Genomic DNA, 24,991 nt, shown 5'->3' with positions numbered 1-24,991 from the left:
CAGATAACCCGTTCAGCGCGGTGCCAGTGTGGCAAACACACTCACCAGCAGTAACACACCCAGCGCCAGCCCCCATTCGAGCCAGGTCATCATGATAAAATAGTGTTGTGCCCTGTCTGGCTCTTTACCCATTAAGGGCACCAGCCGGTAGCGGTTAAACACAGCGACAGCCACCATCATTCCTACCATGATCACTTTGACCACCAGCAGACACTGGTAAAGCGACGTCATATCCGTTGGCCAGCGCTGTAAAATAATGGCCGTGTTGATGATACCGGTGAGGATCACCAGCGCGACGGCGGCATGTCCCCAGAGCGAAAAACGGATAAGCGTGGCAATAGCATAAGGTCTTGCTGAAGGCTGTCGGGTATACCCCATACAGATCAGCAATGGCAGCAAACACCCGAACCAGTAGGCCGCGCTGAGCAGGTGCACCACATGATTCGTCCGCTGTACCAGCCCGGGCAGACCTTCATGCATCGCAGCATGGCCGACCAACGCCTGACTCATCAGTAAACCGCATGAGCACAGGAAGACCAGCATATTCCGCGCAGGCAGCCAGTCCATCAAAAGCACCAGCAACAGCGCGGCCGTCAGTAATAAATGCCAGCGCCAGACTTCACCAAATGCAGTGGTTAAAACCAGCAGCCAGACATTCAGATTCAGCGCATCACTCCAGCCGTTGCCCATCAGCGCAGCCTGAATCGCCAGCATACCGACCGAAGTGACCGCCGCAACCAGGGCGGAGCAAATCATCAGGGTCTGGTTTTTGCGCAACAACACGGCCGAGAAACCTGCAGGCGTCAGCAGCGAGCAGAAAACGCTCAGACCGAAGATTTGCATCAGCGAAGCAAAATGCATGAAGCGGCACAGAACAAACAGTGCAGTCAGACTCATCGTTTATTTAACGGTAAAACTGTACTGACCGTGCGTTTTGTGACCATCAACGGAGACAACGTTCCACGAAACAATGTATTTCCCCGCGCTCAACGCATCGGAAAGTGGCAGAACGGCCTGAGTATTGTCATTCGCTGCCAGCGTCATTTTGCCGGTTTTCACTGTTTTCTGGCTGGCGTCCGTCAGGGTAATTTTACTGAAATCAGGCTCGATCCCTTCACTGAAGCCGAGAGACAGTTCAGTCGGGCTGACGGTTAACACCGAATCCGCCGCCGGGGTTTCTGTTTTCAGATGGGCGTGAGCAGAAGCCTGCTGTGAGATAAATCCGCTCAGCAGAACGGCTGAGACTGCCAGGGCACGGCAAAGAGAAGTGGTTTTTTTGAACACGATAATTCCTTGGCTTGCTTAACGATGAATTTATAACGCCGTCACTTTAGCGCAAACCGCCACAAAACGTTTGCCAAAAAGGCATAAAAAAACGCAGAGGCGGAAGCACTCTGCGTTTTTGTGAACACCTCTGGCGGGAAATTAGCCTGCCGGAGTTTGCGTCACCATATTTTTGAGATCTTTATCCACGAAGAACAGGCCGTTACCGGTGTTGCTGACCAGCGCCAGTTTATCAAGGACTGATTTGAACAACGTCTCTTCTTCATGCTGTTCAGAAACGTACCACTGCAGGAAGTTGAAGGAAGAGTAATCTTTCAGCGTCATAGACAGATCAGCCAGTTCGTTGATTTTCTGGGTGATCAGCTGTTCATGCTCGTAAGTCTGTTTGAACAGATCAGTCAGGGATTCAAAAGCCACCGGCGGAGCGGCAATTGCGCCCAGCAAAGGCAGAGCACCCGTATCGCTGACGTATTTGAACAGGCGATGCATGTGGTCCATTTCTTCCATTGAATGCTGTTTAAGGAAAGCGGCGGCACCTTCGTAGCCTTTGTCGCTGCACCATGCACTCATCTGCAAATATAAATTGGCAGAATAAAACTCGAGGTTCAGCTGTTCATTAAGCTGATCAATCATTTCTTTTTTAAGCACGATACGGCTCCATAAATTGAATTAAGTCAGGTGGGCTGATTTATTTATCTGCATTATGCCCGCATCAACACAAAATAAATACACCTCATTCACATTAATATGCGCAGCAATAACAATTAATTTTAACATATTGATTTTAAATCATTTTATAAACCAATAAATATTCAACAATGATAATCATTAACATGTAATTCCCTATTAAAAGGAATCATTCTTATTTACGATATTAATTAACGTCGCCTTGTTGAATATAATTATCACTTCTGATTTGTGAATGGTTCTTATTTACTCCTGATAATTATCCGCATTCTTTGCCGGGCACAGGAACATAAAAGCCAAATCGCAACATTCACGCTGGCGCCTGCCTCGGGTACAATGTGGTAAAACGGATCATCGGGAAGCAGTTATGAGCATCAATCTGGCTGAAATCAGCAAAGAAGAAATGGATCGTATCAATGTCGATCTTGCGGCCTCAGCGGTGGCCTTTAAAGAACGCTACAACATGCCGGTTGTCGCTGAGATGGCGGAACGCGAGCAGCCTGCGCATCTGCGCACCTATTTTCGTGAGCGGGTGATGTTCTATCGCGGGGAATCACATAAGTTCTCCCGCTTACCTTATGAGCCGAAGCAAAAGTAAACGGGAGTAGCAGGCAACGTTAGCGCCGGGCGGCGAAACGCTGGTTGGTGCGGATCAGTTGATCGAGGATGCCAGGCTCGTCGAACGAATGCCCTGCCCCTTCAATGATGTGCAACTCCACTTCCGGCCATGCCTGCGCCAGATCCCAGGCATTTTGCACCTGGCAGGCCATATCATAACGGCCATGCACAATGACGGCCGGAATGTGGCGAATACGTGTGACATTTTTCAACAACTGGTCGTCACTTTCCAGAAAACCCAGATGTGTAAAATAGTGGTTTTCTATACGGGCAAATGCCAGCGCAAAATTGTCCTCACCAAAGGATGCCGAACCTTCCGCAGGCAACAATGTCACGGTCTCCCCTTCCCACAGGCTCCAGATTTTAGCAGCCTCAAGCTGCACAGCGCGATCGCCGGAAGTCAGACGGGCCCGGTAAGAAGCAATCACGTCTTTACGCTCTTCATCCGACAGAATCGACAAAATACGTTGCCACTTTTCCGGGAAGAAGCGGGAAGCGCCGTCCTGATAATACCAGGACAGTTCCTGCTTACGCAGCGTGAAGATTCCGCGCAGCACCATCTCGCTGACATGTTCAGGATGCGTCTCGGCATACGCCAGCGCCAGTGTTGAACCCCACGAGCCGCCGAACACCAGCCATTTGTCGACACCGGCCATTTTGCGCAAACGCTCGATATCCTCGACCAGATGCCAGGTTGTATTGTTTTCGAGACTGGCGTGAGGTTTTGAGCGTCCGCAGCCACGCTGGTCAAACAGCATGACGTCATAATCATTGGGATCAAACAACTGACGGTGTACCGATGAGCAGCCGCCGCCGGGTCCGCCGTGGAGAAATACTGCTGGCTTGCCTGCCGGGTTTCCGCTGCGTTCCCAGTAAATTTGGTGACCATCGCCGGTATCAAGCATGCCGCTGGCATAGGCTTCCCGTGGCGGATATAACCCTTTAAATTTTGGCATGACATTTCCTGTTCTATTCGGCCAGTGTATTGATTGATGTGCTTACATCTTCATAACAGCGCATCGGCTAGCCCGCCACAAGGTGTTATAAGCAAAAATCGTTATTTTGCATGCCGTTCGCATACTTATCGCGCAATTTCACTTTCAGGCACGCCCGGCCCGCCTTAAAGCGGCCGTGCAAAGAGTGAAGAAAAACCTGCGAAGACACTTGCAACCGGAGCGAATTAAGCAGTAAATAGCAGAGCAACCCAATCCACCAGCTTTAAGAGAGGCAAATATGAGTAAAGGAATGGATAGCAAAAAGAATGCGAAGAAAAAACCACTGAAAACCCCGGCCGAAAAAAAGGCTGAGAAAAAAGCCAAGAAAGCTTCTGCCTGACAATGGACTTCGTAGAATAAACCCGCCGAGAGCGGGTTTTTTTATTCTCCCCGTCCTACTTCGCGCTGCAGTGGCGTTGGCTGCAACCCGAATTATTTAGGGGAAAGGTGTGATATTTAGTGCTTCGCTGCCAGCGCCAGCACAAAGGCATATTCCAGCGCGATATCTTCGTAGGCTTTGAAGCGTCCGGATTTACCGCCGTGCCCGGAATCCATATCGGTATGCATCAGCAACTGGTTATCATCGGTTTTAAGCTCGCGTAATTTCGCCACCCATTTTGCCGGCTCCCAGTATTGCACCTGCGAATCATGCAGTCCGGTGGTGACCAGCATATGCGGATATGCCTGCGCGCGAACCTGATCATATGGGCTGTATTGCAGCATATAGTCATAATACGCTTTGTCGTTCGGGTTGCCCCACTCGTCATATTCACCGGTGGTCAGTGGAATGGATTCATCAAGCATGGTGGTCACCACGTCAACGAACGGCACCTGTGCCACAATGCCGCGATACAATTCTGGCGCCTGATTAATAATCGCGCCCATCAGCAAACCGCCTGCACTGCCGCCCATGGCGTAAACCTGCCCGGCGTCACCGTAGCCTTCAGCAACCAGTTCTTTGGTCACATCAATGAAGTCATGAAAAGTGTTGAGTTTGTTGAACAGTTTGCCATCGTCATACCATTGCTGGCCCAACTCAGCGCCACCGCGGATGTGCGCCAGTACGAAAACAAATCCTCTGTCGAGTAAACTCAGACGGCTGCCACTGAACGCCGGATCCATACTGCTGCCATAGGAACCGTAACCGTAAACCAGTAACGGATTTTCATTCGGCTTAAACAGTTCGCGGCGATACACCAGCGACACCGGCACTTTCACGCCGTCACGTGCCGTGACCCAGACACGTTCGCTGCGGTAATTTGCCGCATCAAAATCTTTCACTTCCTGCTGCTTGAGCAGCGTACGGTCATGCGTATCCAGATCGAGTTCAAACAACGAGCTCGGCATGGTCATGGAAGAATAACCATAACGCAGCAATGAGGTGTCCGGCTCCGGGTTGTACGCCAGCCAGGTGGTATAGGTCGGATCGTCAAACGCCAGCGATTTTTCCTCGCCGGTTTTCCAGTGGATCTGACGCAATTGCGTCAGCCCCTGATGACGTTCTTCCACCACCAGCCAGTCACGGAACAGGCTGAAGCCTTCAAGCATCACTTCAATACGCGGCGCAATCAGCGTCTGCCAGTTTGCTTCCACGCCATCTTCACTCTTATAAAGTCCGAAGTTTTTGCCATCTTTATTGGAGCGGATGTAGAAATGCCCGAGGTAATGATCGAGAGCGTATTCATGATCTTTACGGCGTGAGAGAAACACCTGCGGTTTTGCCTGCGGATCATCGGCATCCAGCAGCAGGATCTCGGAAGTCGTGGTGCTGTCGAGGTGGATCAGAATGTATTTTTCAGACGTGGTTTTATCCAGCCCGACGTAAAACGTGTCGTCTTTCTCTTCATACACCAGCTTGTCGGTCTTAGGATCAGTGCCGACCACGTGGCGATAAACCTGATACGGCAGCAACGTTTTCTTGTGTTTGCGCACGTAATACAGTGTCTGAGAATCGTTCGCCCATTCGCTGCTGCCGGAGGTGTTTTTCAGCTGATCGTCAGTCCAGGTTTCGTCATCAAGTTTTTTGATGCGGATGTCGTACTGACGGCGCGAAAGAAAGTCTTCCGCCACGGCCATCAGTTTGTTATCAGGGCTGATATCCAGACCGCCCAGCGTGTAAAATTCGCTGTCTCTGGCACGTTCATTGCCATCAATCAGCGTGCTCCAGTTTTCATGTTCCGCTGCGGGCTGACGCAGATAAATGGCGTATTCGTTGCCCGGTTCATAGCGGGTCTGATAACGGTAGCCATGTTTCACGTAGGGAACGGAATGATCCTGTTGCGCAATACGCGCAACCATTTCGCCATACAGGGTTTCACGCAGCGCCTGATGCGGTTGCATGGCCTGTTCGGTATATTGGTTTTCAGCGGTCAGATACGCCAGAACCTGAGGATCGGCGCGGTCATCATCACGCAGCCAGTAATAGTTATCGACGCGGTCATCGCCGTGTACGCTCAGGGTTTGCGGGCGTTTTTCAGCCTTTGGAGGTGTCATCATCTCGGGATCTCTTTGTCCTCTTTGCGGTGTGACAAGAGTGACAGGTTTAGGCAGGGAAACCAAGAGACGTCAATGCAGGGAAATAATGCGTCCGCTAAGAAATAACGGACGCAACCGGAAGTGCAGAAAGGCTATACCGGCGTGCTGTAGCTGATTTCGCCGATCTGGCAGTTGAGGGTCACCTGATAGGTTTTATCAGTGTGATCACCGCGCACTTTTAGCGGGATATTCCATCTGGCGTTATTGCCGCTGATGCTGTCAGTCACCACCCACGCGACCGGCGTGGAAGTGCCGAGCACTTTTTTATCTGCATCCCAGCGCGGAATACGGTTTTGCAGGAAATCACGTTTAACCAGTGCTGCCACTTCATCTTTTGTGGCCGTGGAACAGGGTGTTACCGTTGCCGTTCTCACTTCAGGCTCATCGGCCTGTGCAACCTGGCTCAGACCGCTCATTCCTGCAACGGCCATCACAACGCCCAAGATTATCTTTTTCATCGTTCGTCTTCCCAGTCTTTGTCGTTCATTCAGTTGACCTTGCCGGACAATATCCCTACATAAGACAAGGTCATCGCTTGCGTTAGATAATATAATCCTCAACAAGGCAATAACACAACATTAACAACAAGACGACCAATGCAAAGCGATAAGAAACCCGGTTAACGCAAGATAATGGCTTTGCAATTCTTGCCTTTAATTTTCCCTTCCTGCAAACGTTGCAGCGCTTTCTTAGCGCTCTTCTGACGAATCGCCACATAAGCATGAACCGGGAACATATCGATTTTACCGACTTCAGCTGCGGTCAGCCCGGCGTCACCGGTCAGCGCGCCCAGAATATCGCCGGGACGGATTTTGGCTTTACGGCCGCCATCGATGCATAACGTTGCCATTTCAGGATCAAGCGCCACCGGGGCGGCGGCCAGTGCCTGCGCTGCGGGCTGCCAGGTAAACCGCTGGCGGGTGTAATCTTCCAGCGCCGTTACACGCGGCATTTCCTGCGGTGTCACGAGACTGACGGCCAGACCACTGGTGCCCGCACGACCGGTACGGCCCACGCGGTGAACGTGAACTTCCGGGTCGAAAGACAGCTCGTAATTAATGACCAGGCCGAGCTGTTTAATGTCCAGCCCGCGCGCCGCCACATCTGTCGCCACCAGTACGCGGCAACTGCCGTTGGAGAAACGCACCAGTACGCGGTCGCGGTCACGCTGCTCGAGGTCGCCGTTCAGCGCCAGCGCACTGATGCCTTTCGCCTTCAGGTCATCACAAACATCCTGACAGTCACGTTTGGTGTTACAGAACACCACACAGGAAGTCGGCTGATACTGATACAGCACTGCGGCCAGCAGCGATAAGCGCTGATGTTTGTCGGCTTCGATGAAAATCTGCCTGATATCAGCAATGTCATCTTCACCTTCGATTTCTACCTTCAGCGGCTGACGCTGAAATTTAGAACTGATGCGCTCAATGCCGTCCGGATACGTCGCGGAGAACAGCAGCGTCTGGCGATCCTGCGGCGTATAACTGACGACATCTTCGATATCTTCGCTAAAGCCCATATCCAGCATGCGGTCCGCTTCATCCAGCACCAGTACTTTCAGTTCGTCCAGTTTCAGCGTGCCTTTACGCAAATGCTCCTGAATACGGCCCGGCGTACCCACCACAATGTGCGGCGGATGGACCAGCGATTCAAGCTGTGGCCCGATTGCCTGGCCACCGCACAGAGTCAGAATTTTGATGTTTTGGGTAAAACGCGCCAGACGGCGTAATTCTTTGCTGACCTGATCGGCCAGTTCGCGGGTCGGACACAATACCAGCGCCTGAGCGACGAACTGTGAAACGGTAATGCTGTTCAGTAAACCGATACCGAAAGCGGCTGTTTTACCGCTGCCGGTTTTGGCTTTGGCGCGGACGTCCTGACCCAGCAGGATGGCAGGCAACGACGCTTCCTGAATCGGGGTCATTTCGGTGTAACCCAGTTCATTCAGGTTAGAAAGTTGCTCAACGGGTAATGTCAGGGCAGAAAAGGAATGCGTGCTCAAGGGCGATAACTCTTTATGTGAGGCAAAAATCGGGACAGCGGCAGGAAGCCTGACGCCATGGTTTGGGTAAATGATAACAGAGACGCCCGCAGACTGCCTTAAACGGCAGAAAACAGGCTAAAAAAATCCTGCTTTTATTCCCGCTTAAATTTATCAACAGCACTGCGCAATCGTTTTCGTCGACAATAATTTCAGATATACTGCGCGCCGAAATTCCTATTTTCCTTCACACAGATCTGGGTACGAAGCTATGTTAACCATTGGTACTGCACTGCGCACTGGCGCCACCCGCGTCATGTTATTAGGCTCCGGCGAACTGGGCAAAGAAGTGGCGATTGAATGCCAGCGACTGGGTCTGGAAGTGATCGCCGTTGATCGCTACGCCGATGCACCCGCGATGCAGGTCGCCCATCGCAGCCATGTCATTAATATGCTGGATGGCGATGCACTGAAACAGGTTATCGAAAGCGAACACCCTGATTTTATCGTGCCGGAAATCGAAGCGATTGCCACCAGCATGCTGGTCGAGCTGGAAAAACAGGGTCACAACGTCGTGCCTTGTGCTGAAGCGACACGCCTGACCATGAACCGCGAAGGCATCCGTCGTCTGGCTGCCGAAACGCTGAAGCTGCCCACTTCCACTTATCAGTTTGCCGATGATGAAGCGGCTTTCCGTGAGGCGATCGACGCCATCGGCTATCCGTGCATTATCAAACCGGTGATGAGCTCTTCCGGTAAAGGTCAGAGCCTGATCCGCAGTGCCGATCAGTTACAGGCGGCATGGGATTATGCCCAACAAGGTGGCCGTGCTGGCGGCGGACGGGTCATCCTCGAAGGTCTGGTGAAGTTTGATTTTGAAATTACCCTGCTGACGATCAGCGCCGTTGATGGCATTCATTTCTGTGCGCCAATCGGACACCGTCAGGAAGACGGTGATTACCGCGAATCCTGGCAGCCACAGCAGATGACAGACCTTGCATTGCAGCGCGCCAAAGACATCGCAGAGAAAGTGGTGAAAGCGTTGGGCGGTAAAGGCCTGTTTGGCGTTGAACTGTTTGTTTGTGGTGATGAAGTGATCTTCAGCGAAGTGTCACCTCGCCCGCACGACACCGGGATGGTGACGCTGATTTCTCAGGATTTATCAGAGTTCGCCCTGCATGTGCGCGCATTCCTCGGTCTGCCGGTGGGCAATATCCGCCAGTTCGGCCCTTCCGCTTCTGCCGTAATCCTGCCGGAACTGACCAGCAGCAACGTGACGTTTACCGGCCTGGGAAACGCACTGACCGGTTACAACCAGATCCGTCTGTTCGGTAAGCCGGAAATCAGTGGTAAGCGCCGTCTTGGCGTAGCGCTGGCGACGGCGGACAACGTTGAAGACGCCGTGGAACAGGCCAAACAGGCAGCGGCGGCAGTGGTGGTTAAAGGCTAATCCATTCCTGACGCTGAGATGAAAAAAAACCGGACGCCTGAAAAGAGTCCGGTTTTTCTTTGCAGCAAAGGGAAACTGCGGAGCAACGTTTTATTCGTCGTCTTCGTCATCAAAAATGACGGTCACACGGTCGCCTTTATGCGTTTCGCGGATTTCTTCTGCAACTGTCGCAATGGCTTCGCCGCTGCTCATGCCGTTTTCCATTAACTGGCGGATACGATCGGCGGCCTGTTCTTGTTCGTGATGTGATAATGAAGGCATACCTGTCAGCATGGGAGTGTCCTGTTGTACGGGTGATAATAAAAAGCCCGCGCAGTGCGGGGTTGCACAGTATACGCCTTATTCACGCAAATCGCCTGCGCTGCTTTCAGGCAGCCCGATCTGTGTTAGGATCCTGAAAAATAGTCACTGCGCCAGAGAAACTCATACCCGTCATGCCATTCGCCCAACCCGTTGTTTTCCATTCATTACCTTATCAGCCCGATGCAATAACTGAACGGTTCGCGCCGCTTTCTGCTTTGCCGTGGGCGATGTTACTGCATTCAGGTTCGGCACAGCACCAGCATAATCGTTTCGATATTCTGGTGGCCGATCCGCTGATCACGCTGACCACACGTGGCAAGCTAACGCAGATTGAGCACAACGGCATGGCCGAAACCCGGGCAGAAGATCCGTTTGCTTTACTGGAAGAGCAAATGGCAGTGGCCGGTTTACAGGCAGAAAGTTCAGCGGATTTTCCTTTTCTGGGCGGCGCACTGGGTTTGTTCGGTTATGACCTGGGGCGCAGGATAGAAACATTGCCTGAAACTGCAGAACGGGATATTGACCTGCCGGATATGGCGGCAGGGATTTATGACTGGGCGCTGATTGCCGATCACCATTTACAGCGCCTGACGCTGATTTGCCAGGGTGACATTTCTGAACGTTTACGCTGGCTGGCCCAGTACCAACCTGTTCCTTCTCCTGCGCCTTTCCGTTTACATGCGCCGTGGCGGGCAAATATGAGCCGCGAAGAATACGGTGAGAAATTCCGTAAGATTCAGGAATATATTCACAGTGGTGATTGCTATCAGATCAATCTGGCTCAGCGGTTTTCGACAGAATACAGCGGCGATGAATGGCAGGCTTTCCTGCGCCTCAATCAGGCTAACCGCGCCCCTTTCTCCGCGTTTCTGCGTCTGCCGGAAAATGCCGTTGTCTGTCTTTCTCCCGAGCGTTTCATCTGGCTGAAAGACGCTGAAATCCAGACCCGCCCGATTAAGGGAACGCTGCCGCGCTGCGAAGATCCGACTGAGGATATGCAGCAGGCAGAACGACTGGCGGCATCGGAAAAGGATCGCGCCGAGAACCTGATGATAGTCGACTTGCTGCGCAACGATATTGGCCGCGTGGCGACACCCGGCAGTGTGCGGGTGCCGGAGCTGTTCGTTGTGGAGCCCTTCCCCGCCGTCCATCATCTGGTCAGCACGATCACCGCCCGGTTACCCGAAACCTGTCACGCCAGCGCCTTATTGCGTGCCTGTTTCCCCGGTGGCTCCATTACCGGTGCGCCCAAAGTGCGTGCCATGGAAATTATCGAAGAACTTGAACCGCAACGGCGCAACGGCTATTGCGGCAGCATTGCATATCTGAGTTGCTGCGGCACGATGGACAGCAATATCACCATCCGCACATTGCTCACCGCACAGGGCAAAATTTACTGCTGGGCGGGTGGCGGGATCGTCGCTGACAGTCAGGAACAGGCGGAATATCAGGAAACTTTTGATAAGATTGCCCGTATTCTGCCTGAATTAGGAGAAATACAGCCGTGACGCTGCTGGAACAACACGCGCCCTTACAGACGTTTTCACCTGCTGTGGAAGATTTCATCCTGCGTTTTCAATTGCAGCAGCCGCGCCTGCCTGCTGCGGCGTTGCGCGGAACCCGCCACGCCGCTGTGTTGATCCCGATTATCTGCCGTCCGGAACCGACCCTTTTACTGACGCGCCGCTCCGATCAGTTGCGTAAACACGCCGGCCAGGTCGCCTTTCCCGGTGGTGCAGCAGATGCTTCCGATGCCTCAATTATTGCCACCGCATTACGCGAAGCGCATGAAGAGGTCGCGATCCCCCCTGAACAGGTTCATATATTAGGCACACTGTCGCCGCAGGACAGCAGCAGCGGTTTTCAGGTCACGCCGGTTATCGGGCTGTTGCCTGTTGATGTACCACTGCATCCCGCGGAAGATGAAGTCGCCGAGTTGTTTGAAATGCCGCTGCGGGAAGCCTTTGATCTCGCTCGTTATCACCCTCTGGATATTCACCGCAGAGGCACTCACCACCGGGTTTATCTGTCCTGGTATCAGCAACAATTTGTCTGGGGGCTGACGGCGGGAATCATCCGTCAGTTGGCCCGGCAGGTTGAAGTCTGAGCTCAGTGATTACATTACGATCACACTTTTGCATCAAATAAGTTTATTTCATGCGAAAAATGAAACTTTTGCCTCTCAGCCCTTTTAAACTATAAGTCTATCCATAAGAACAAGAGACCCGTCCATAAGGGCTGTCTCTGGTGTTGGTTCATTTATGGAAGCCAGGGATCCCGTTCCCTGCCGCAATCTATTACAGGAGTATTCGACGTGATTAGCGTTTTCGACATGTTCAAGGTCGGGATTGGCCCTTCCAGTTCCCATACTTTGGGCCCGATGAAAGCAGGCAAACAGTTCGCTGATGACCTGCTGGAAAAGGGCATGATGCCTGCCGTTACGCGTGTCGCCGTGGACGTTTTTGGTTCTTTGTCTCTGACAGGTAAAGGCCACCACACAGATATCGCCATTATTTTAGGTCTGGCGGGCAATCAGCCAGATACCGTCGACATCGACGGCATTCCGCATTTTATCCGCGACGTTGAGCAACGTGAGCGTCTGCCGCTGGGCGGAACCCAGCATGAAGTCGATTTCCCACGTGATACCGGTATGGTGTTCCGCGGGGAGAATTTACCGCGTCACGAAAACGCCATGCAAATTCACGCTTTTGCTGGCGACAAGATGATTTACAGCAAAACCTATTACTCGGTCGGCGGCGGCTTTATCGTTGATGACGAGCATTTCGGTCAGCCTGTGCTGGATGAAGTGATGGTGCCGTACAGCTTTAATTCGGCCAGTGAAATGCTGGCAAAATGTAAGGAAACCGGGCTGTCATTATCCGGTCTGGTGATGAAAAACGAGCTGGCGCAACACAGTAAGCAGGACATCGAGCAGTATTTCGAGAAGATCTGGCACACCATGCAGGCCTGTATCGATCGCGGCCTGAATACCGAAGGCGTTCTGCCTGGCCCGTTGCGGGTGCCGCGTCGTGCTTCTGCCCTGCGCCGGATGCTTGTGTCTAACGACAAACTTTCCAGTGACCCGATGAACGTGATCGACTGGGTGAATATGTTTGCCCTCGCGGTTAACGAAGAAAATGCGGCGGGCGGACGTGTCGTGACGGCGCCCACCAACGGCGCATGCGGCATTGTGCCTGCGGTGCTGGCGTATTATGACCAGTTCATTCAGTCGGTCAGCCCGGACATTTATCTGCGTTATTTCCTGAGTTCCGGTGCTATCGGTATTCTGTATAAAATGAATGCGTCGATTTCAGGCGCTGAAGTGGGCTGTCAGGGTGAAGTTGGCGTAGCCTGTTCAATGGCGGCGGCAGGCTTGACGGAATTGCTGGGCGGCAGCCCGGAACAGGTATGCGTTGCGGCCGAAATTGGCATGGAACACAATCTGGGATTAACCTGTGACCCTGTTGCCGGACAAGTTCAGGTACCGTGCATCGAACGTAATGCCATCGCGTCAGTGAAAGCCATTAATGCCGCCCGTATGGCATTACGCCGTACCAGTGAGCCGAGAGTTTCACTGGATAAAGTCATTGAGACAATGTACGAAACCGGTAAAGATATGAATTCCAAATATCGGGAAACCTCGCGTGGCGGTCTGGCGATTAAGGTTCAGTGCGACTGATCCGGTCGAAAAGATGACCTCTTCCTGCGGTATTTTCAGGTTGTATTAATTTCAACCAATTTACCGCAGGAAATACCACCTGGCCGGTAGCCGGCAGCAATAAAACCTTCGCTAACAGCAACCTGTTGTATTATCAATACATAATGGTAGTGAGACTTGCATTATACCCTGCAGGTGCGGCATGCTGATTTCCCTGTCCGGGTCCCCCTTATTACGTCTGCGTAAATGTCGGAAATGGACAGGAAAAACCTCAGTGACACTGTCACCTGTATGTTTTTTTTCGATTTGAACAGAGAAATATAGGGAGTTTGCCGCTACTCAAACTGAGCGCCCGACGATTTACAGCTACTCTCTATAAAAACGAAATGGCTGTTACGCATCGGTAACCCTTTAAAATAATAATTTTGAGCCTGCCTTTAACTCGGGATAAAAGGATTAGAACGATGCTGTTCTCCCAGACCGGACTCGCGAAGTATCGCTACTATCGCATTGCGCTCGCCAGTGCAATGGGGATATGTACGCTGCTTCTGACGCTGGGCATTCGTATCTACGAACAAGCCCAGGTTATCGCCGAAGATCAAAAACGGGTGGCTGTTCACACCGTTGAAAAACTGGAAAAATTGCTTGAACCCGCTTCTCCGGCCGGCAAAATTATTCCTTTCGACCAGACACTCGCCTGTAAGGCACAGCAACCTCTGTTGCAGCAAACCGTCGCCCGCATGCAAACATTACGTTCAATCAGTCTCGTCAGCAACGGCACCATTGTTTGTTCAAGCCTGGTGGGCACGCTGGATCTGAATTTCAATCAAACCTTGCCTTCCTTCGCACAGGGTAAAACCCAACTTGAGCTGCGCGCTTCGAAATGGAGCCGTGTCGATACACCGACGCTGGTTTTATGGCATCCGACCACACCGGATAATCTTAACGGTGAACTGTTTGTCTATAACATCGGGATCTTGTCGAATTTCCTGCTCGAGCCCCAGCCGCCTTATGCCAGCCACATCGTTCTCAACGTCGGACAACAAAATCTCGAATACGGCAAAAATTCAATCATCAACACCAGTGCCCTGCCGCGCCCCCCTTTGCTGAGCGCCCGATCGGAAAAATATGATTTTGCGGTCTCTATTTATGGTGAAGAAGCCAGCACACTGGCCTGGGAGGAGCTGTTTTCACATCTGCCGTTGTCGGTTCTGATCAGCCTGCTGACAGCAACAGCCATATATCTGTTCTCCGGCAGTCGCATCAGTCTGGCTTATCCAATCAGCCACGGCATTTCCCACCGCGAGTTTAAAGTTTATTGTCAGCCCATTATTAACAGTACGGATGGCCGTTGTATTGGCGTGGAAACACTGATGCGCTGGAAAAACCGCCGGCAGGAATGGGTTTCGCCCGATGTGTTTATTCCTCTGGCAGAACAGCACGGTTTAATCATTGCGCTGACACGCTATCTCATTCAGACAGTCGCTGAAAATCTGTCCGTATTTCCGGCAACGCCGGGTTTTTACGTCAGTATTAATGTTGCAGCACAACACTTTAATAATATGGAAATTGTTGATGACATCCGAAAGCTGTGGCTTCCGGCGCAGCCGTCAGTTTCTCTCATGCTGGAGCTGACGGAACGGACGCGGTTACAGGAGTTACGTGCTGCTGAGATTTCACAGTTGAAAGAAATGGGTATTCTGCTGGCCATTGATGATTTCGGGACGGGTCACAGTTCCCTGAGCTATCTCAAAACCCTTAATCCCGATGTGCTGAAAATCGATCAGGCGTTTACGGCCTCCATTGGCACCGATGCGATTAACGCCACCGTCACGGATACCATCATCACACTGGCGCAGCGTCTCAATCTAAAGCTGATTGCTGAAGGGGTGGAAACCCGTGAGCAGGTAGATTATCTGCGCGAACGCAGGGTCGATTCATTGCAGGGCTATTACTTTGCCCGCCCGATGCCTATAGAAGTATTCCCGATCTGGCTGGAACGTTATAAAAAAACTACGCAAAACATGGAATTGCAGGATAATACAGATCCGGTCTGAAGGTGGGAGCCCGTTTTCCCCGACCATAAAAAACGGCGACCTGAGTCGCCGTTTTACATCCCGAAATAAAGCCCCGTTACTGGTCTTCATCCCATTTGTCTTCTGATTTCAGCCGCGTAATACGCACGCGTTCGATACGGTATTCCGACACGTCAAGAATTTCAAAGTGCAGCGACGCCATTTCGATCACTTCACCCACGACCGGCATTTGTCCTGATTTCGACAGCAGCAGCCCGGCAAGAGAAGCAAAATCGTCGTCGGCATTCACCAGCGTTTTGACGTCCAGAATTTGCTGCAACAGATGCAAATCGGTTCCGCCTTTAGCAATCCAGCTATCACCGTCAGTCACGACGTCCGGCGTTTCATCTTCGTCCGGGAATTCACCCGCGATGGCCTCCAGCACATCCAGCGGCGTCACCAGCCCCTGAATCACACCAAACTCATTGCTGACCATCACCAGACGACCTTTGGCTTTACGCAGAACGGCTAACAAGTTGATGACGTCCATGGTTTCCGGCACCACAATCGGCGGCGTTTTTTCCGCGAACGCGACAATGCTTTCACCGTTTTCCAGCGCCACCAGCAGATCTTTGGCACGCACCACACCGATAACATCATCCAGTGAATAACGGCAAATCGGGAACAGGCTGTGCGGCGTATCGAGAAGCTGACTGCGGATTTCGTCCGGTGACTTTTCACAGTCTACCCAGGAAATCTCGGTGCGTGGCGTCATGATGCTGCGCAGGGAGCGTGACGCCAGCGTCAGCACGCCGGTGATCATGTGACGTTCTTCTTCCGCAAAGGTTTCACCGGCTGGCAATACATCGCCGGCGGGCTCATCTTCATGCTCATTCTGGCGTTTCCCGCCCATCAGTCGCTGAATAGCTTCCGCTGTACGTTCACGCATCGGACGGCTGGACTGGCTTTTCAGGAAGTTGCGGCGCGCAATCTGGTTGAACAATTCAATCAGGATAGAGAAACCAATCGCGGCGTACAGGTAACCTTTCGGAATGTGGAAACCGAAGCCTTCAGCAATCAGACTCAGACCAATCATTAGCAGGAAGCTGAGGCATAGCACCACGACGGTCGGATGGTTGTTTACGAAACGGGTCAGCGATTTCGATGCCAGCAGCATCACGCCCATGGCGATAATCACTGCAGTCATCATGACGGCCAGGTTATTCACCATACCGACGGCGGTTATCACCGCGTCCAGCGAGAAGACCGCGTCCAGCACAACAATCTGCGCCACTACAGCCCAGAAGCTGGCATAGCCGCGATTCGTTGCTCCATGCTCGTCATGCCCTTCCAGCCGCTCATGCAGCTCGGTGGTGGCTTTGAATAGCAGGAATATCCCCCCGACTAACAAAATCAGATCACGGCCGGAGAAACTGAACTGCGCAATACTGAACAGCGGCGTGGTTAGTTTCACCATCCACGAAATCAGTGAAAGCAAACCTAAACGCATGATCAGCGCCAGCGAGAGGCCGATGATACGGGCTTTATCACGCTGCTTCGGCGGCAGTTTATCAGCAAGAATGGCAATAAAAACAAGGTTGTCGATACCCAGAACAATTTCAAGCACGACAAGCGTCAGCAAACCGACCCAAATTGAAGGGTCCATCAAAAATTCCATGTCAGACTCCGCAATGAGTTAAAGAAAAAAGACGCACAAAAACACCACACCCCAGGCTGTCAGATGACCGTCCGGAAGTATTGACTGCAGAAATAGCAGATGAAAGCGGTTTCAGTGCGGCTGAAATCAGGCCCATCGGGGCAGATTTGCCGGTAAGAATGAGGTGAAAAAGCGAAGAATAGTGACGTCGGTGACAGTCCATAGGGAGGGCTGAGGCCCGGTACTCCTGTTCAATTATTCGGAAAATCACTTTATCAGGAATGATTATTTGAAGAAAGAGTGATCTTTTACCTTCAGCATCAGTTTGTAACATCTATGCTGTTTTAATGTGCGATGTGAAACCGTATTCACAATACGTCGTTCAATAACGGACAGTCGTCACAAAAATTATTTTTTCGCACACTAAAATAAATCACGTCGCACAACCCGTTGAGGTTCTGCCATTTATAGTTTTGCAGTCTTATCAGAAATTAAGGACAGTCAGGACGCACGGAATGCCCCGTCCGCCTCAGGAATAAAAACGGGCGGATATCATCAGCACCATTACTTATGTGCATAACTCTTTCCCAGAGTTAACAGAGGAGGTAGCGAGTGAGTATTGCTATTATCATCGGCACGCACGGGTCAGCAGCTGAGCAATTGCTGAAAACAGCGGAAATGATTTTAGGTGAACAGGATAATGTCGCCTTTATTGATTTCGTTCCCGGCGAAAACGCCGAAACCCTGATCGAAAAGTACACGGCTAAGTTGGGTGGTTTAGACACCAGCAGCGGCGTCCTTTTCCTGGTCGACACCTGGGGTGGCAGCCCGTTCAATGCCGCCAGCCGTATTGTTGTCGATAAGGAAAATTACGAAGTTGTCACCGGTGTTAACATCCCGATGCTGGCAGAGACTTTCATGGCACGTGATGACAATCCTGCTTTCGCAGAACTGGTTGCCATTGCAGTGGAGACGGGTCGTATCGGCGTAAAAGCGCTGAAAACCCCTGAACCTGCCGCTCAAGCCCCTGCCGCCGCCCCTGCGCCAAAAGCAGCCGCCCCGGCGAAACCTGCCGGTCCGAACGACCATATGAAGATCGGCCTTGCCCGAATCGATGACCGTTTGATCCATGGCCAGGTAGCGACCCGCTGGACCAAAGAAACCAACGTGACACGCATTATTGTTGTCAGCGACGAAGTGGCTGCCGATACCGTGCGTAAAACGTTGCTGACTCAGGTTGCTCCTCCTGGTGTTACCGCACACGTTGTTGACGTTGCGAAAGCCATTCGTGTCTGGGATAACCCAAAATACGCGGGCGATCGCGTCATGTTCCTGTTCACTAACCCGACAGATGTTCTGCGTCTGGTTGAAGGTGGCGTGACCATTACCTCCGTTAATATCGGTGGTATGGCTTTCCGCCAGGGCAAAACTCAGGTGAATAACGCCGTGTCTGTCGATGAAAAAGATATCGAAGCATTCAGGAAACTGAATGAAAAAGGTATCGAACTTGAAGTGCGTAAAGTCTCTACTGACTCACGCCTCAAGATGATGGATCTCATTAATAAAATGAATTAATAAGCGCACCGTTGTTGGCAGATTCCCTCAACGTTATCTGTCTGGTGTGCCTGTTTATACTCAGCGTCCTTTGGTCATAGGAGAAGTGCAATGGAGATCACCACACTACAAATTGTGCTGATATTTATTGTCGCATGTATTGCCGGGATGGGTTCGATCCTGGATGAATTTCAGTTTCACCGTCCGTTAGTCGCCTGTACTTTGATCGGTTTTGTTCTTGGTGATGTAAAAACCGGGATCATCATCGGGGGTACTCTGGAAATGATCGCGCTTGGCTGGATGAACATCGGTGCTGCCGTTGCGCCGGATGCTGCCCTCGCCTCTATCATTTCTACCATTCTGGTTATCGCAGGCGGTCAGTCTGTCGGTGCTGGTATCGCACTGGCGATCCCGCTGGCAGCAGCAGGTCAGGTATTAACCATCATCGTTCGTACCATCACCGTCGCCTTCCAGCACGCAGCGGATAAAGCGGCTGAAAAAGGGAATCTGAGCGCGATTAGCTGGATCCACGTTTCAGCGTTGATCCTGCAGGCAATGCGTATTGCCATCCCTGCTGTGATTGTTGCTGTGTCTGTGGGTACTGCTATTGTTCATGACTTACTGGCTTCAATCCCTGAAGTGGTTACCAACGGTCTGAACATCGCCGGTGGTATGATCGTCGTCGTGGGTTACGCCATGGTCATCAACATGATGCGTGCTGGCTATCTGATGCCGTTCTTCTACCTCGGTTTCGTTACTGCTGCATTCACCAACTTCAACCTGGTTGCACTGGGTGTGATTGGTGTGGTGATGGCTGTTCTTTACATCCAGTTGAGCCCGAAATACAACAAGTCTGCGCAAGCGGCGGCTGCACCGGGTGTTAACGATCTCGACAACGAATTGGATTAAGGGTGAAGGACATGGTTGATCAAACTGCAGTTAAAAAACTCACGGCCAGCGATATTCGCGGTGTGTTTATACGCTCCAACCTTTTCCAGGGGTCATGGAACTTCGAACGTATGCAGGCTCTGGGCTTCTGCTTCTGTATGGTGCCTGCAATCCGTCGTCTCTACCCTGAAAATAACGACGATCGCAAAGCGGCTATCAAACGCCACCTGGAATTCTTTAATACCCATCCTTACGTTGCGGCTCCGGTTCTGGGTGTGACGCTGGCGATGGAAGAACAGCGTGCCAATGGCGCACCTATCGACGACGCAGCCATCAACGGCCTGAAAGTCGGTCTGATGGGGCCTCTGGCCGGTGTGGGTGACCCGATCTTCTGGGGTACTGTGCGTCCGGTGTTTGCTGCATTGGGTGCGGGTATTGCGATGACCGGCAGCTTGCTGGGTCCGTTGCTGTTCTTTGTTCTGTTTAACCTCGTACGCCTGCTGACCCGCTACTACGGCGTGTCTTATGGCTACAAAAAAGGTGTCGATATCGTTAACGATATGGGCGGCGGCTTCCTGCAAAAACTGACCGAGGGGGCGTCAATTCTCGGCCTCTTTGTCATGGGGGCCCTGGTTAACAAGTGGACACACGTTAACATTCCGCTAGTCGTGTCGAAAATCACCGACCAGACGGGCCATACCACCGTCACGACTGTCCAGACTATTCTGGACCAGCTGATGCCGGGTCTGGTGCCATTACTGCTGACCTTCGGTTGTATGTGGCTATTGCGGAAGAAAGTGAATGCGTTGTGGATCATCGTTGGCTTCTTCGCCATCGGTATCTTCGGTTACTGGATTGGCCTGCTAGGTCTCTGATAACCTTCAAAGCCGGGGAAATCTTTCCCCGGCTTTTTTGTTTCTGCTATTTATCTCTTTGTCATTTTTACTTTGCTTTGCCTGATGGCTGTTAGCTGGAGTTTTCATGTCTGTAACCGATATCGTCCTCGCCCTTTTCACTCTCCTGTTGCTTGCCTACGCCATCTATGACGAATTCATCATGGGTACACGCAAGGGTAAAACTCGCCTGCGGGTCAACCTGCGCCGCCGTAACAGACTCGATTCGATTATCTTTATCGGTCTTCTGGCTATTCTTCTTTATAATAATATCCATGCGAATGGCACCGTTATTACCAATTATTTACTGATCGGCCTCGGGCTGATTGCTTTCTATCTCTCTTTTATCCGCTGGCCAAAAATGCTCTTCAAAGAGGAGGGTTTTTATTTCGCCAACACTTTCATCACCTACGATCGGATCCGCAGTATGAATCTTTCTGAAGACGGTATCCTGGTATTTGAATTAGAACAGAAAAAGTTATTAATTCGCGTAAACGAACTGGATGACCTTGAAAGAATATATAAAATTATGGTTAATAATCAATAGCTTGAATTTAGACCATGAGTTATCAGTTATAGCATGGTGCATATTTCCCAGGATTTAAGTTAACCTTACAGATAACAATGTTGATAAATACCTTGTCAATAATATTGTTATTCCCCAACATACGGCATTATTTAAAACCCCATTTTATTTGGTGTTGTCCCGAATAAAAATAGTGTGGTAAGGTTGCGCCGTCATTTGGGGGCTATTCTCGTGAACTTATCCGCTACGCTTATTCTTGCATTTGGCATGTCCATGGACGCCTTCGCCGCATCAATTGGCAAAGGCGCCAGCCTTCATCGTCCTTGCTTTCGCGAGGCCGTCCGCACGGGTTTTATTTTCGGTGTCATAGAAGCCATAACGCCACTGATTGGCTGGTATATGGGCTTATTTGCCAGCCAGTACATCATGCAGTGGAGCCAGTGGGTCGCGTTTACCCTGCTGTTTATTCTGGGCGCACGCATGATCATCGAAGGGCTAAAAAATAAGCCGGAAGATAACCTGACAACGGCAACCCGTCACGGGTTCTGGATCCTGGCTGCAACGGCTATCGGCACCAGCCTTGATGCTCTGGCGATCGGCGTCGGTTTAGCTTTTCTTGAAGTGAACATCATCCTTACCGCGCTGCTCATCGGTATGGCGACCATGGTGATGTCAACGCTCGGGATAATGGTCGGGCGTTTTATCGGCCCGCTGTTAGGCAAATGGGCCGAAGTTTTAGGAGGTGCGGTTCTGATCGGAATTGGGTCGAGCATCCTGCTGGAGCATCTGGGTTATTTACGCTGACGCACGCTGATGTATCCTGATGAGGAAGTCTGTCTCGCATTCAAAGGCTGTCTCGGCCTTTAAGTTGGCCATCACTTCTTCTGTCGCCCGCCATGCAAATGGCGTCATCTGCAATAAATCAAACGCCTGTTCTCCGGAAAGCATCATGTCATAGGCGAGCGCTTCCGTACTTATCCGGTCAAAACCTTCCAGCTGCTCATCGAGATCAGCATGCAGTTGTACATCCTGGTATATCAACCCTTTCAGCTGATATAAATGACGTGGTCCCGGTGCCACCGTAACCACCAGGCCGCCCGGTTTTATCGCCCGGTACAATTCCTGCGCCTTACAGGGTGCATAAATACGAATGACCGCATCCAGTGAACCCTCAGCAAAAGGTAAGCGATGGCTGGAAGCCACACAAAATGACACATCGCGATAACGTTTGGATGCATAACGGATGGCCACTTTCGCGACATCCAGCCCAAACACTTTCAGCGCACGTTTTTGTGTGAGCCTCTCAGCGAATGCGGCGGTGTAGTACCCTTCCCCGCAGCCAATATCCAGCAATGTGTCCGCCGTTTGCGCGATGACGTCGTCCAGAATATCTGTCAGACGGTCACGCAAAGGCTGGTAATGGCCTGCATCAAGAAAAGCACGACGCGATATCATCATTTCCGGGCTGTCACCCGGCTGCTTTGAGCGTTTGTGCTGTACGGGCATCAGATTGACATACCCCTCTTTTGCGTTATCAAACTGATGGTTGGCGGGACAACACCATTGCTGACCGGTCAGCGTAAGCGGCTGGAAACAAAGCGGGCACTGATAAGTCATGCGGAAAACCTGCAAGAAAAGTCTGAGGGGGCGAAAATTCGCAATAGTGTTAAGTCTAAAGAAGGTGCTCAGGGGTTGCAACTGCTGGAAAATCCCGCTCAAAGGCGGCTACACTGGTTGCATAACATTTTCTAACGAGACACAAGATGAGTGACCACTCAGCTTTACTCAGTCAAATCCCCGGTATTGTGCATGGCTTTGGCGATAAACAGGCGTTGCTGCCTGAACATCTGCAAAGCTATGAAGCGACCTGTCCCGGAAAAAAACAGGTACACGGCACACGGATTGTCGATGTGACAGTCGCAGGCCAGGAATGCGGTGAGGCAGATGGCTTCATCACCGCTATGCCGGGCATTCTTCTTGCCGTTTTCACTGCAGACTGCTTACCGGTAATTTTCTGTCGCAAAGATGGCAGAGAAGTTGCGGCAGTGCACGCAGGCTGGCGCGGGCTGATTGACGGCATTCTGGAGCAAATGGCACAGCGGATTAATCAGTCGGGTGATACTTCTGACTGGTTTGTGTCTGTCGGCCCGTCCGCAGGAGCCTGCTGTTATGAAGTCAGTCAGGAACTGATTGATACTTTTCTGCAACGTCTCGATTTACCCCCTGCACTCATCTCACCAAGCCACCGCCATCTTGATCTGGTTGCCATTGCTGAAGCCAAATTGCGGGCGTTAGGATTTGCAGGCGTTGATCGTGCAGGCCGTTGCACGATTTGCTCGCCCGATGCAGCCGGAACCGGATTCAGGTACACGAGTTTTCGCCGTAACAGCCATCAGCGGGCACAAGACCCGACACACCCGGGTATCAGCGGACGTAACCAGCAATCAGGGATCATGATCCTCTGAGCCTGAACGGCTGACACAAAAAAACCCGCCTTGGCGGGTTTTTTTACAGCTAACGCTGCTTAGATTGCAGTTACGTTAACTGCTGACGGGCCTTTCTGGCCGTCTTGGATTTCGAACTCTACGTTCTGGCCTTCAGCCAGAGTTTTGAAGCCGTTACCCTGGATTGCAGAGAAGTGTACGAACACATCTTTGCTGCCGTCAGCAGGAGTAATGAAACCGAAACCTTTAGACTCGTTGAACCACTTAACTTGACCTTTGATCTTTGCCATCTTGAGTATTTCCTTTGGATTGTTTAAACCGCCCAGCGGCGTTACATAGACAAACTAGAGTCGTTACTGCTTGAGGCACTAAGATTAGAATCGGCAGAGAAGCGGTATTCAACGTGAACGTCTTTACTCAGAACTTCTATACTGAAAATGCCACACATATACAGAACTGTACCTCGTTTTACCCAGATGCGTTATCACATACTCTGAATTCGATGGCAAGCCATTTTTAATCAGTGATGGACATGTCGCACATATTTGAGCCGGTTAAAGGCACTTCGTGTTCAGTTAAGCTGAAATATGTTGATAGACATGCTTTTTTCTGCTTTGCAGTTTTACCTGCATATCAAACAAAACAATAACGACCTGTTTCGATTATTGATCATTTAATGCAGAACCGTAAGCGTAAAACACACCTTTATTTGAATTTTTATTGCGGGAGCCCGCTAAAACTCTCCGCTTCTGTGCCCATTCGGCAACGCTTTACAGGCCTTACAGCGTGAGATCAGGTCCGGTGACAGCGCATCACACGGCGTTTGCGGCACTTGTGCAACAGAACGGGTATATGCACAACGTCAGTGCCTCCCAATATGACTGGTTATGCAATAATCAATTACGCCATAGACAGATAAAATGGTGCAAAACAAACAGTGAAAATCAATAAATGCACCTTAACTGTGCGCCTGTACTTCCTGCCTGATAATAGCCCAAACCCAACCGGCTTCAGGCAAAATGAATTCCAAATTACGACACCCGGTAATGACTATTTTTTATCGTGGTGATTTTGACAATATAATGAATTAAAGTTTGCGAGTTGGTTAAAACAACATAACAGTTTGCCGATACTCCCGGCCGCCTTATTCAAATACTAAATATCCATATGAAAAACTAATATTAATTACCGTGATCAAAATCCCATATCAGCTTTCTATTCATACTCAGATCACGCTAAAATCGTCTCATTACCAGCCAGAAGCCAACCACGATAGTCTGACAGACAACACGCCTGCGTTGCAGGCAGGCGAAGCGCAGTTCAATGCCCTGTTTAGCAACAAAAAAATCCATTTTTTCTGACAAAAAGAAGTCTCTCCGCGCTTACAAAAAACATTCCGTTTTGATAAAGATGAATTGAGCAGGTAATTAATCTATCTGAACCTAATAATTAACATTCACATAACACCCACGAAGTGTAAGTGTTATAAAAAATGTCACCCAA

At 51.1% G+C, this 24,991-nt stretch carries 24 protein-coding genes; 12 read left to right on the top strand and 12 right to left on the bottom strand.

Annotated elements, in window-relative coordinates; genetic code table 11:
- Nucleotides 1-12: 12 nt before the first annotated feature.
- The 3 genes from copD to ftnA form a co-directional block, all read right to left on the bottom strand.
- Nucleotides 13-897, bottom strand: a complete 885-nt coding sequence (gene copD / locus EX31_RS24775; RefSeq protein ID WP_037037430.1) for a copper homeostasis membrane protein CopD — start codon at nt 895-897, stop codon at nt 13-15.
- A 3-nt stretch (nt 898-900) separates the two neighbouring features.
- Nucleotides 901-1,287, bottom strand: coding sequence for a copper homeostasis periplasmic binding protein CopC (gene copC, locus EX31_RS24770; RefSeq protein ID WP_369794827.1), 387 nt, complete (start codon nt 1,285-1,287; stop codon nt 901-903).
- A 138-nt stretch (nt 1,288-1,425) separates the two neighbouring features.
- Nucleotides 1,426-1,932, bottom strand: coding sequence for a non-heme ferritin (ftnA, locus tag EX31_RS24765; RefSeq protein WP_013576176.1), 507 nt, complete (start codon nt 1,930-1,932; stop codon nt 1,426-1,428).
- A gap of 406 nt (nt 1,933-2,338) precedes the next feature.
- Between ftnA and EX31_RS24760 the strand changes: the two genes are divergently transcribed.
- Nucleotides 2,339-2,569, top strand: a complete 231-nt coding sequence (locus EX31_RS24760; protein ID WP_013576177.1) for a DNA polymerase III subunit theta — start codon at nt 2,339-2,341, stop codon at nt 2,567-2,569.
- Between the two features lie 19 nt (nt 2,570-2,588).
- Here the strand turns inward: EX31_RS24760 and pip are convergent, their stop codons facing one another.
- The 4 genes from pip to dbpA all read right to left on the bottom strand — a co-directional run bounded on the left by pip (nt 2,589) and on the right by dbpA (nt 8,121).
- A complete protein-coding gene (pip, locus tag EX31_RS24755) occupies nt 2,589-3,545 on the bottom strand; it encodes a prolyl aminopeptidase (protein ID WP_037037427.1) in 957 nt (318 codons plus the stop codon).
- A 495-nt stretch (nt 3,546-4,040) separates the two neighbouring features.
- The gene (locus EX31_RS24750) at nt 4,041-6,080 is read right to left on the bottom strand and encodes a S9 family peptidase (protein WP_037037425.1); all 2,040 of its coding nucleotides are present in this window, start codon (nt 6,078-6,080) and stop codon (nt 4,041-4,043) included.
- A 131-nt stretch (nt 6,081-6,211) separates the two neighbouring features.
- Nucleotides 6,212-6,577, bottom strand: coding sequence for a protein YebF (gene yebF / locus EX31_RS24745; RefSeq protein WP_013576181.1), 366 nt, complete (start codon nt 6,575-6,577; stop codon nt 6,212-6,214).
- 161 nt (nt 6,578-6,738) lie between these two features.
- Nucleotides 6,739-8,121 carry an ATP-dependent RNA helicase DbpA gene (gene dbpA, locus EX31_RS24740; RefSeq protein ID WP_013576182.1) on the bottom strand — a complete coding sequence of 461 codons (1,383 nt, stop codon included), beginning with the start codon at nt 8,119-8,121 and terminating at the stop codon, nt 6,739-6,741.
- Between the two features lie 250 nt (nt 8,122-8,371).
- Between dbpA and purT the strand changes: the two genes are divergently transcribed.
- Nucleotides 8,372-9,550: a formate-dependent phosphoribosylglycinamide formyltransferase gene (purT, locus tag EX31_RS24735; RefSeq protein WP_037037422.1), complete on the top strand. Its 1,179-nt coding sequence runs from the start codon at nt 8,372-8,374 to the stop codon at nt 9,548-9,550.
- 90 nt (nt 9,551-9,640) lie between these two features.
- Here purT and EX31_RS24730 read toward each other — a convergent pair whose 3' ends face one another.
- Nucleotides 9,641-9,823 carry a YoaH family protein gene (locus EX31_RS24730; RefSeq protein WP_013576184.1) on the bottom strand — a complete coding sequence of 61 codons (183 nt, stop codon included), beginning with the start codon at nt 9,821-9,823 and terminating at the stop codon, nt 9,641-9,643.
- A gap of 161 nt (nt 9,824-9,984) precedes the next feature.
- Between EX31_RS24730 and pabB the strand changes: the two genes are divergently transcribed.
- The 4 genes from pabB (at nt 9,985) to EX31_RS24710 (ending at nt 15,568) form a co-directional block, all read left to right on the top strand.
- Nucleotides 9,985-11,361, top strand: a complete 1,377-nt coding sequence (pabB, locus tag EX31_RS24725) for an aminodeoxychorismate synthase component 1 (protein ID WP_037037421.1) — start codon at nt 9,985-9,987, stop codon at nt 11,359-11,361.
- On the top strand, nt 11,358-11,960 hold the full coding sequence (locus EX31_RS24720; RefSeq protein ID WP_013576186.1) for a CoA pyrophosphatase: 603 nt from the start codon (nt 11,358-11,360) through the stop codon (nt 11,958-11,960). The genes pabB and EX31_RS24720 overlap by 4 nt, the downstream gene beginning before the upstream one ends.
- A 207-nt stretch (nt 11,961-12,167) precedes the next feature.
- Nucleotides 12,168-13,532 (top strand): L-serine ammonia-lyase, encoded by a 1,365-nt coding sequence (locus EX31_RS24715; protein WP_037037417.1) that lies wholly within the window; start codon nt 12,168-12,170, stop codon nt 13,530-13,532.
- Between the two features lie 443 nt (nt 13,533-13,975).
- Nucleotides 13,976-15,568, top strand: a complete 1,593-nt coding sequence (locus EX31_RS24710) for an EAL domain-containing protein (protein WP_037037413.1) — start codon at nt 13,976-13,978, stop codon at nt 15,566-15,568.
- Between the two features lie 76 nt (nt 15,569-15,644).
- Here EX31_RS24710 and EX31_RS24705 read toward each other — a convergent pair whose 3' ends face one another.
- The gene (locus tag EX31_RS24705; RefSeq protein WP_037037410.1) at nt 15,645-17,204 is read right to left on the bottom strand and encodes a TerC family protein; all 1,560 of its coding nucleotides are present in this window, start codon (nt 17,202-17,204) and stop codon (nt 15,645-15,647) included.
- Between the two features lie 591 nt (nt 17,205-17,795).
- On the opposite strand from EX31_RS24705, the gene manX reads away from it, so the two are divergent.
- The 5 genes from manX to mntP all read left to right on the top strand — a co-directional run bounded on the left by manX (nt 17,796) and on the right by mntP (nt 21,848).
- Nucleotides 17,796-18,758 (top strand): PTS mannose transporter subunit IIAB, encoded by a 963-nt coding sequence (gene manX, locus EX31_RS24700; RefSeq protein ID WP_037037407.1) that lies wholly within the window; start codon nt 17,796-17,798, stop codon nt 18,756-18,758.
- Nucleotides 18,759-18,848: 90 nt separating this feature from the next.
- On the top strand, nt 18,849-19,646 hold the full coding sequence (locus tag EX31_RS24695; protein WP_013576191.1) for a PTS mannose/fructose/sorbose transporter subunit IIC: 798 nt from the start codon (nt 18,849-18,851) through the stop codon (nt 19,644-19,646).
- Between the two features lie 11 nt (nt 19,647-19,657).
- On the top strand, nt 19,658-20,500 hold the full coding sequence (locus tag EX31_RS24690; protein ID WP_013576192.1) for a PTS mannose transporter subunit IID: 843 nt from the start codon (nt 19,658-19,660) through the stop codon (nt 20,498-20,500).
- Nucleotides 20,501-20,606: 106 nt separating this feature from the next.
- Nucleotides 20,607-21,065 (top strand): DUF986 family protein, encoded by a 459-nt coding sequence (locus tag EX31_RS24685; protein WP_013576193.1) that lies wholly within the window; start codon nt 20,607-20,609, stop codon nt 21,063-21,065.
- Nucleotides 21,066-21,275: 210 nt separating this feature from the next.
- A complete protein-coding gene (gene mntP / locus EX31_RS24680) occupies nt 21,276-21,848 on the top strand; it encodes a manganese efflux pump MntP (RefSeq protein ID WP_037037403.1) in 573 nt (190 codons plus the stop codon).
- Here mntP and rlmA read toward each other — a convergent pair.
- A complete protein-coding gene (rlmA, locus tag EX31_RS24675) occupies nt 21,840-22,661 on the bottom strand; it encodes a 23S rRNA (guanine(745)-N(1))-methyltransferase (RefSeq protein ID WP_037037400.1) in 822 nt (273 codons plus the stop codon). The genes mntP and rlmA overlap by 9 nt on opposite strands.
- A gap of 146 nt (nt 22,662-22,807) precedes the next feature.
- Between rlmA and pgeF the strand changes: the two genes are divergently transcribed.
- Complete coding sequence (pgeF, locus tag EX31_RS24670; RefSeq protein ID WP_013576196.1) at nt 22,808-23,509, top strand: peptidoglycan editing factor PgeF; 702 nt, start codon at nt 22,808-22,810, stop codon at nt 23,507-23,509.
- Nucleotides 23,510-23,568: 59 nt separating this feature from the next.
- Here the strand turns inward: pgeF and cspE are convergent, their stop codons facing one another.
- On the bottom strand, nt 23,569-23,778 hold the full coding sequence (gene cspE / locus EX31_RS24665; protein WP_002221949.1) for a transcription antiterminator/RNA stability regulator CspE: 210 nt from the start codon (nt 23,776-23,778) through the stop codon (nt 23,569-23,571).
- A 41-nt stretch (nt 23,779-23,819) separates the two neighbouring features.
- The gene (locus EX31_RS25685; RefSeq protein ID WP_071823629.1) at nt 23,820-23,936 is read right to left on the bottom strand and encodes a DUF2627 domain-containing protein; all 117 of its coding nucleotides are present in this window, start codon (nt 23,934-23,936) and stop codon (nt 23,820-23,822) included.
- Nucleotides 23,937-24,991 lie beyond the last annotated feature (1,055 nt).

The organism is Rahnella sp. WP5 (assembly GCF_000745615.1).
Lineage (GTDB): Bacteria > Pseudomonadota > Gammaproteobacteria > Enterobacterales > Enterobacteriaceae > Rahnella > Rahnella aceris.
This window is presented reverse-complemented; position numbering and strand designations above follow the sequence as displayed.

Excerpts from the sequence above, each read along its gene's own strand:
- copD (WP_037037430.1), bottom strand. The coding sequence starts at position 897 with ATGAGTCTGACTGCACTGTTTGTTCTGTGCCGCTTCATGCATTTTGCT.
- pip (WP_037037427.1), bottom strand. The coding sequence starts at position 3,545 with ATGCCAAAATTTAAAGGGTTATATCCGCCACGGGAAGCCTATGCCAGC.
- rlmA (WP_037037400.1), bottom strand. The coding sequence starts at position 22,661 with ATGACTTATCAGTGCCCGCTTTGTTTCCAGCCGCTTACGCTGACCGGT.
- yebF (WP_013576181.1), bottom strand. The coding sequence starts at position 6,577 with ATGAAAAAGATAATCTTGGGCGTTGTGATGGCCGTTGCAGGAATGAGC.
- purT (WP_037037422.1), top strand. The coding sequence starts at position 8,372 with ATGTTAACCATTGGTACTGCACTGCGCACTGGCGCCACCCGCGTCATG.
- EX31_RS24760 (WP_013576177.1), top strand. The coding sequence starts at position 2,339 with ATGAGCATCAATCTGGCTGAAATCAGCAAAGAAGAAATGGATCGTATC.
- pgeF (WP_013576196.1), top strand. The coding sequence starts at position 22,808 with ATGAGTGACCACTCAGCTTTACTCAGTCAAATCCCCGGTATTGTGCAT.
- EX31_RS24750 (WP_037037425.1), bottom strand. The coding sequence starts at position 6,080 with ATGATGACACCTCCAAAGGCTGAAAAACGCCCGCAAACCCTGAGCGTA.
- EX31_RS24685 (WP_013576193.1), top strand. The coding sequence starts at position 20,607 with ATGTCTGTAACCGATATCGTCCTCGCCCTTTTCACTCTCCTGTTGCTT.
- EX31_RS25685 (WP_071823629.1), bottom strand. The coding sequence starts at position 23,936 with ATGTGTGGCATTTTCAGTATAGAAGTTCTGAGTAAAGACGTTCACGTT.
- EX31_RS24730 (WP_013576184.1), bottom strand. The coding sequence starts at position 9,823 with ATGCTGACAGGTATGCCTTCATTATCACATCACGAACAAGAACAGGCC.
- EX31_RS24705 (WP_037037410.1), bottom strand. The coding sequence starts at position 17,204 with ATGGAATTTTTGATGGACCCTTCAATTTGGGTCGGTTTGCTGACGCTT.
- EX31_RS24690 (WP_013576192.1), top strand. The coding sequence starts at position 19,658 with ATGGTTGATCAAACTGCAGTTAAAAAACTCACGGCCAGCGATATTCGC.
- cspE (WP_002221949.1), bottom strand. The coding sequence starts at position 23,778 with ATGGCAAAGATCAAAGGTCAAGTTAAGTGGTTCAACGAGTCTAAAGGT.
- EX31_RS24710 (WP_037037413.1), top strand. The coding sequence starts at position 13,976 with ATGCTGTTCTCCCAGACCGGACTCGCGAAGTATCGCTACTATCGCATT.
- pabB (WP_037037421.1), top strand. The coding sequence starts at position 9,985 with ATGCCATTCGCCCAACCCGTTGTTTTCCATTCATTACCTTATCAGCCC.
- EX31_RS24695 (WP_013576191.1), top strand. The coding sequence starts at position 18,849 with ATGGAGATCACCACACTACAAATTGTGCTGATATTTATTGTCGCATGT.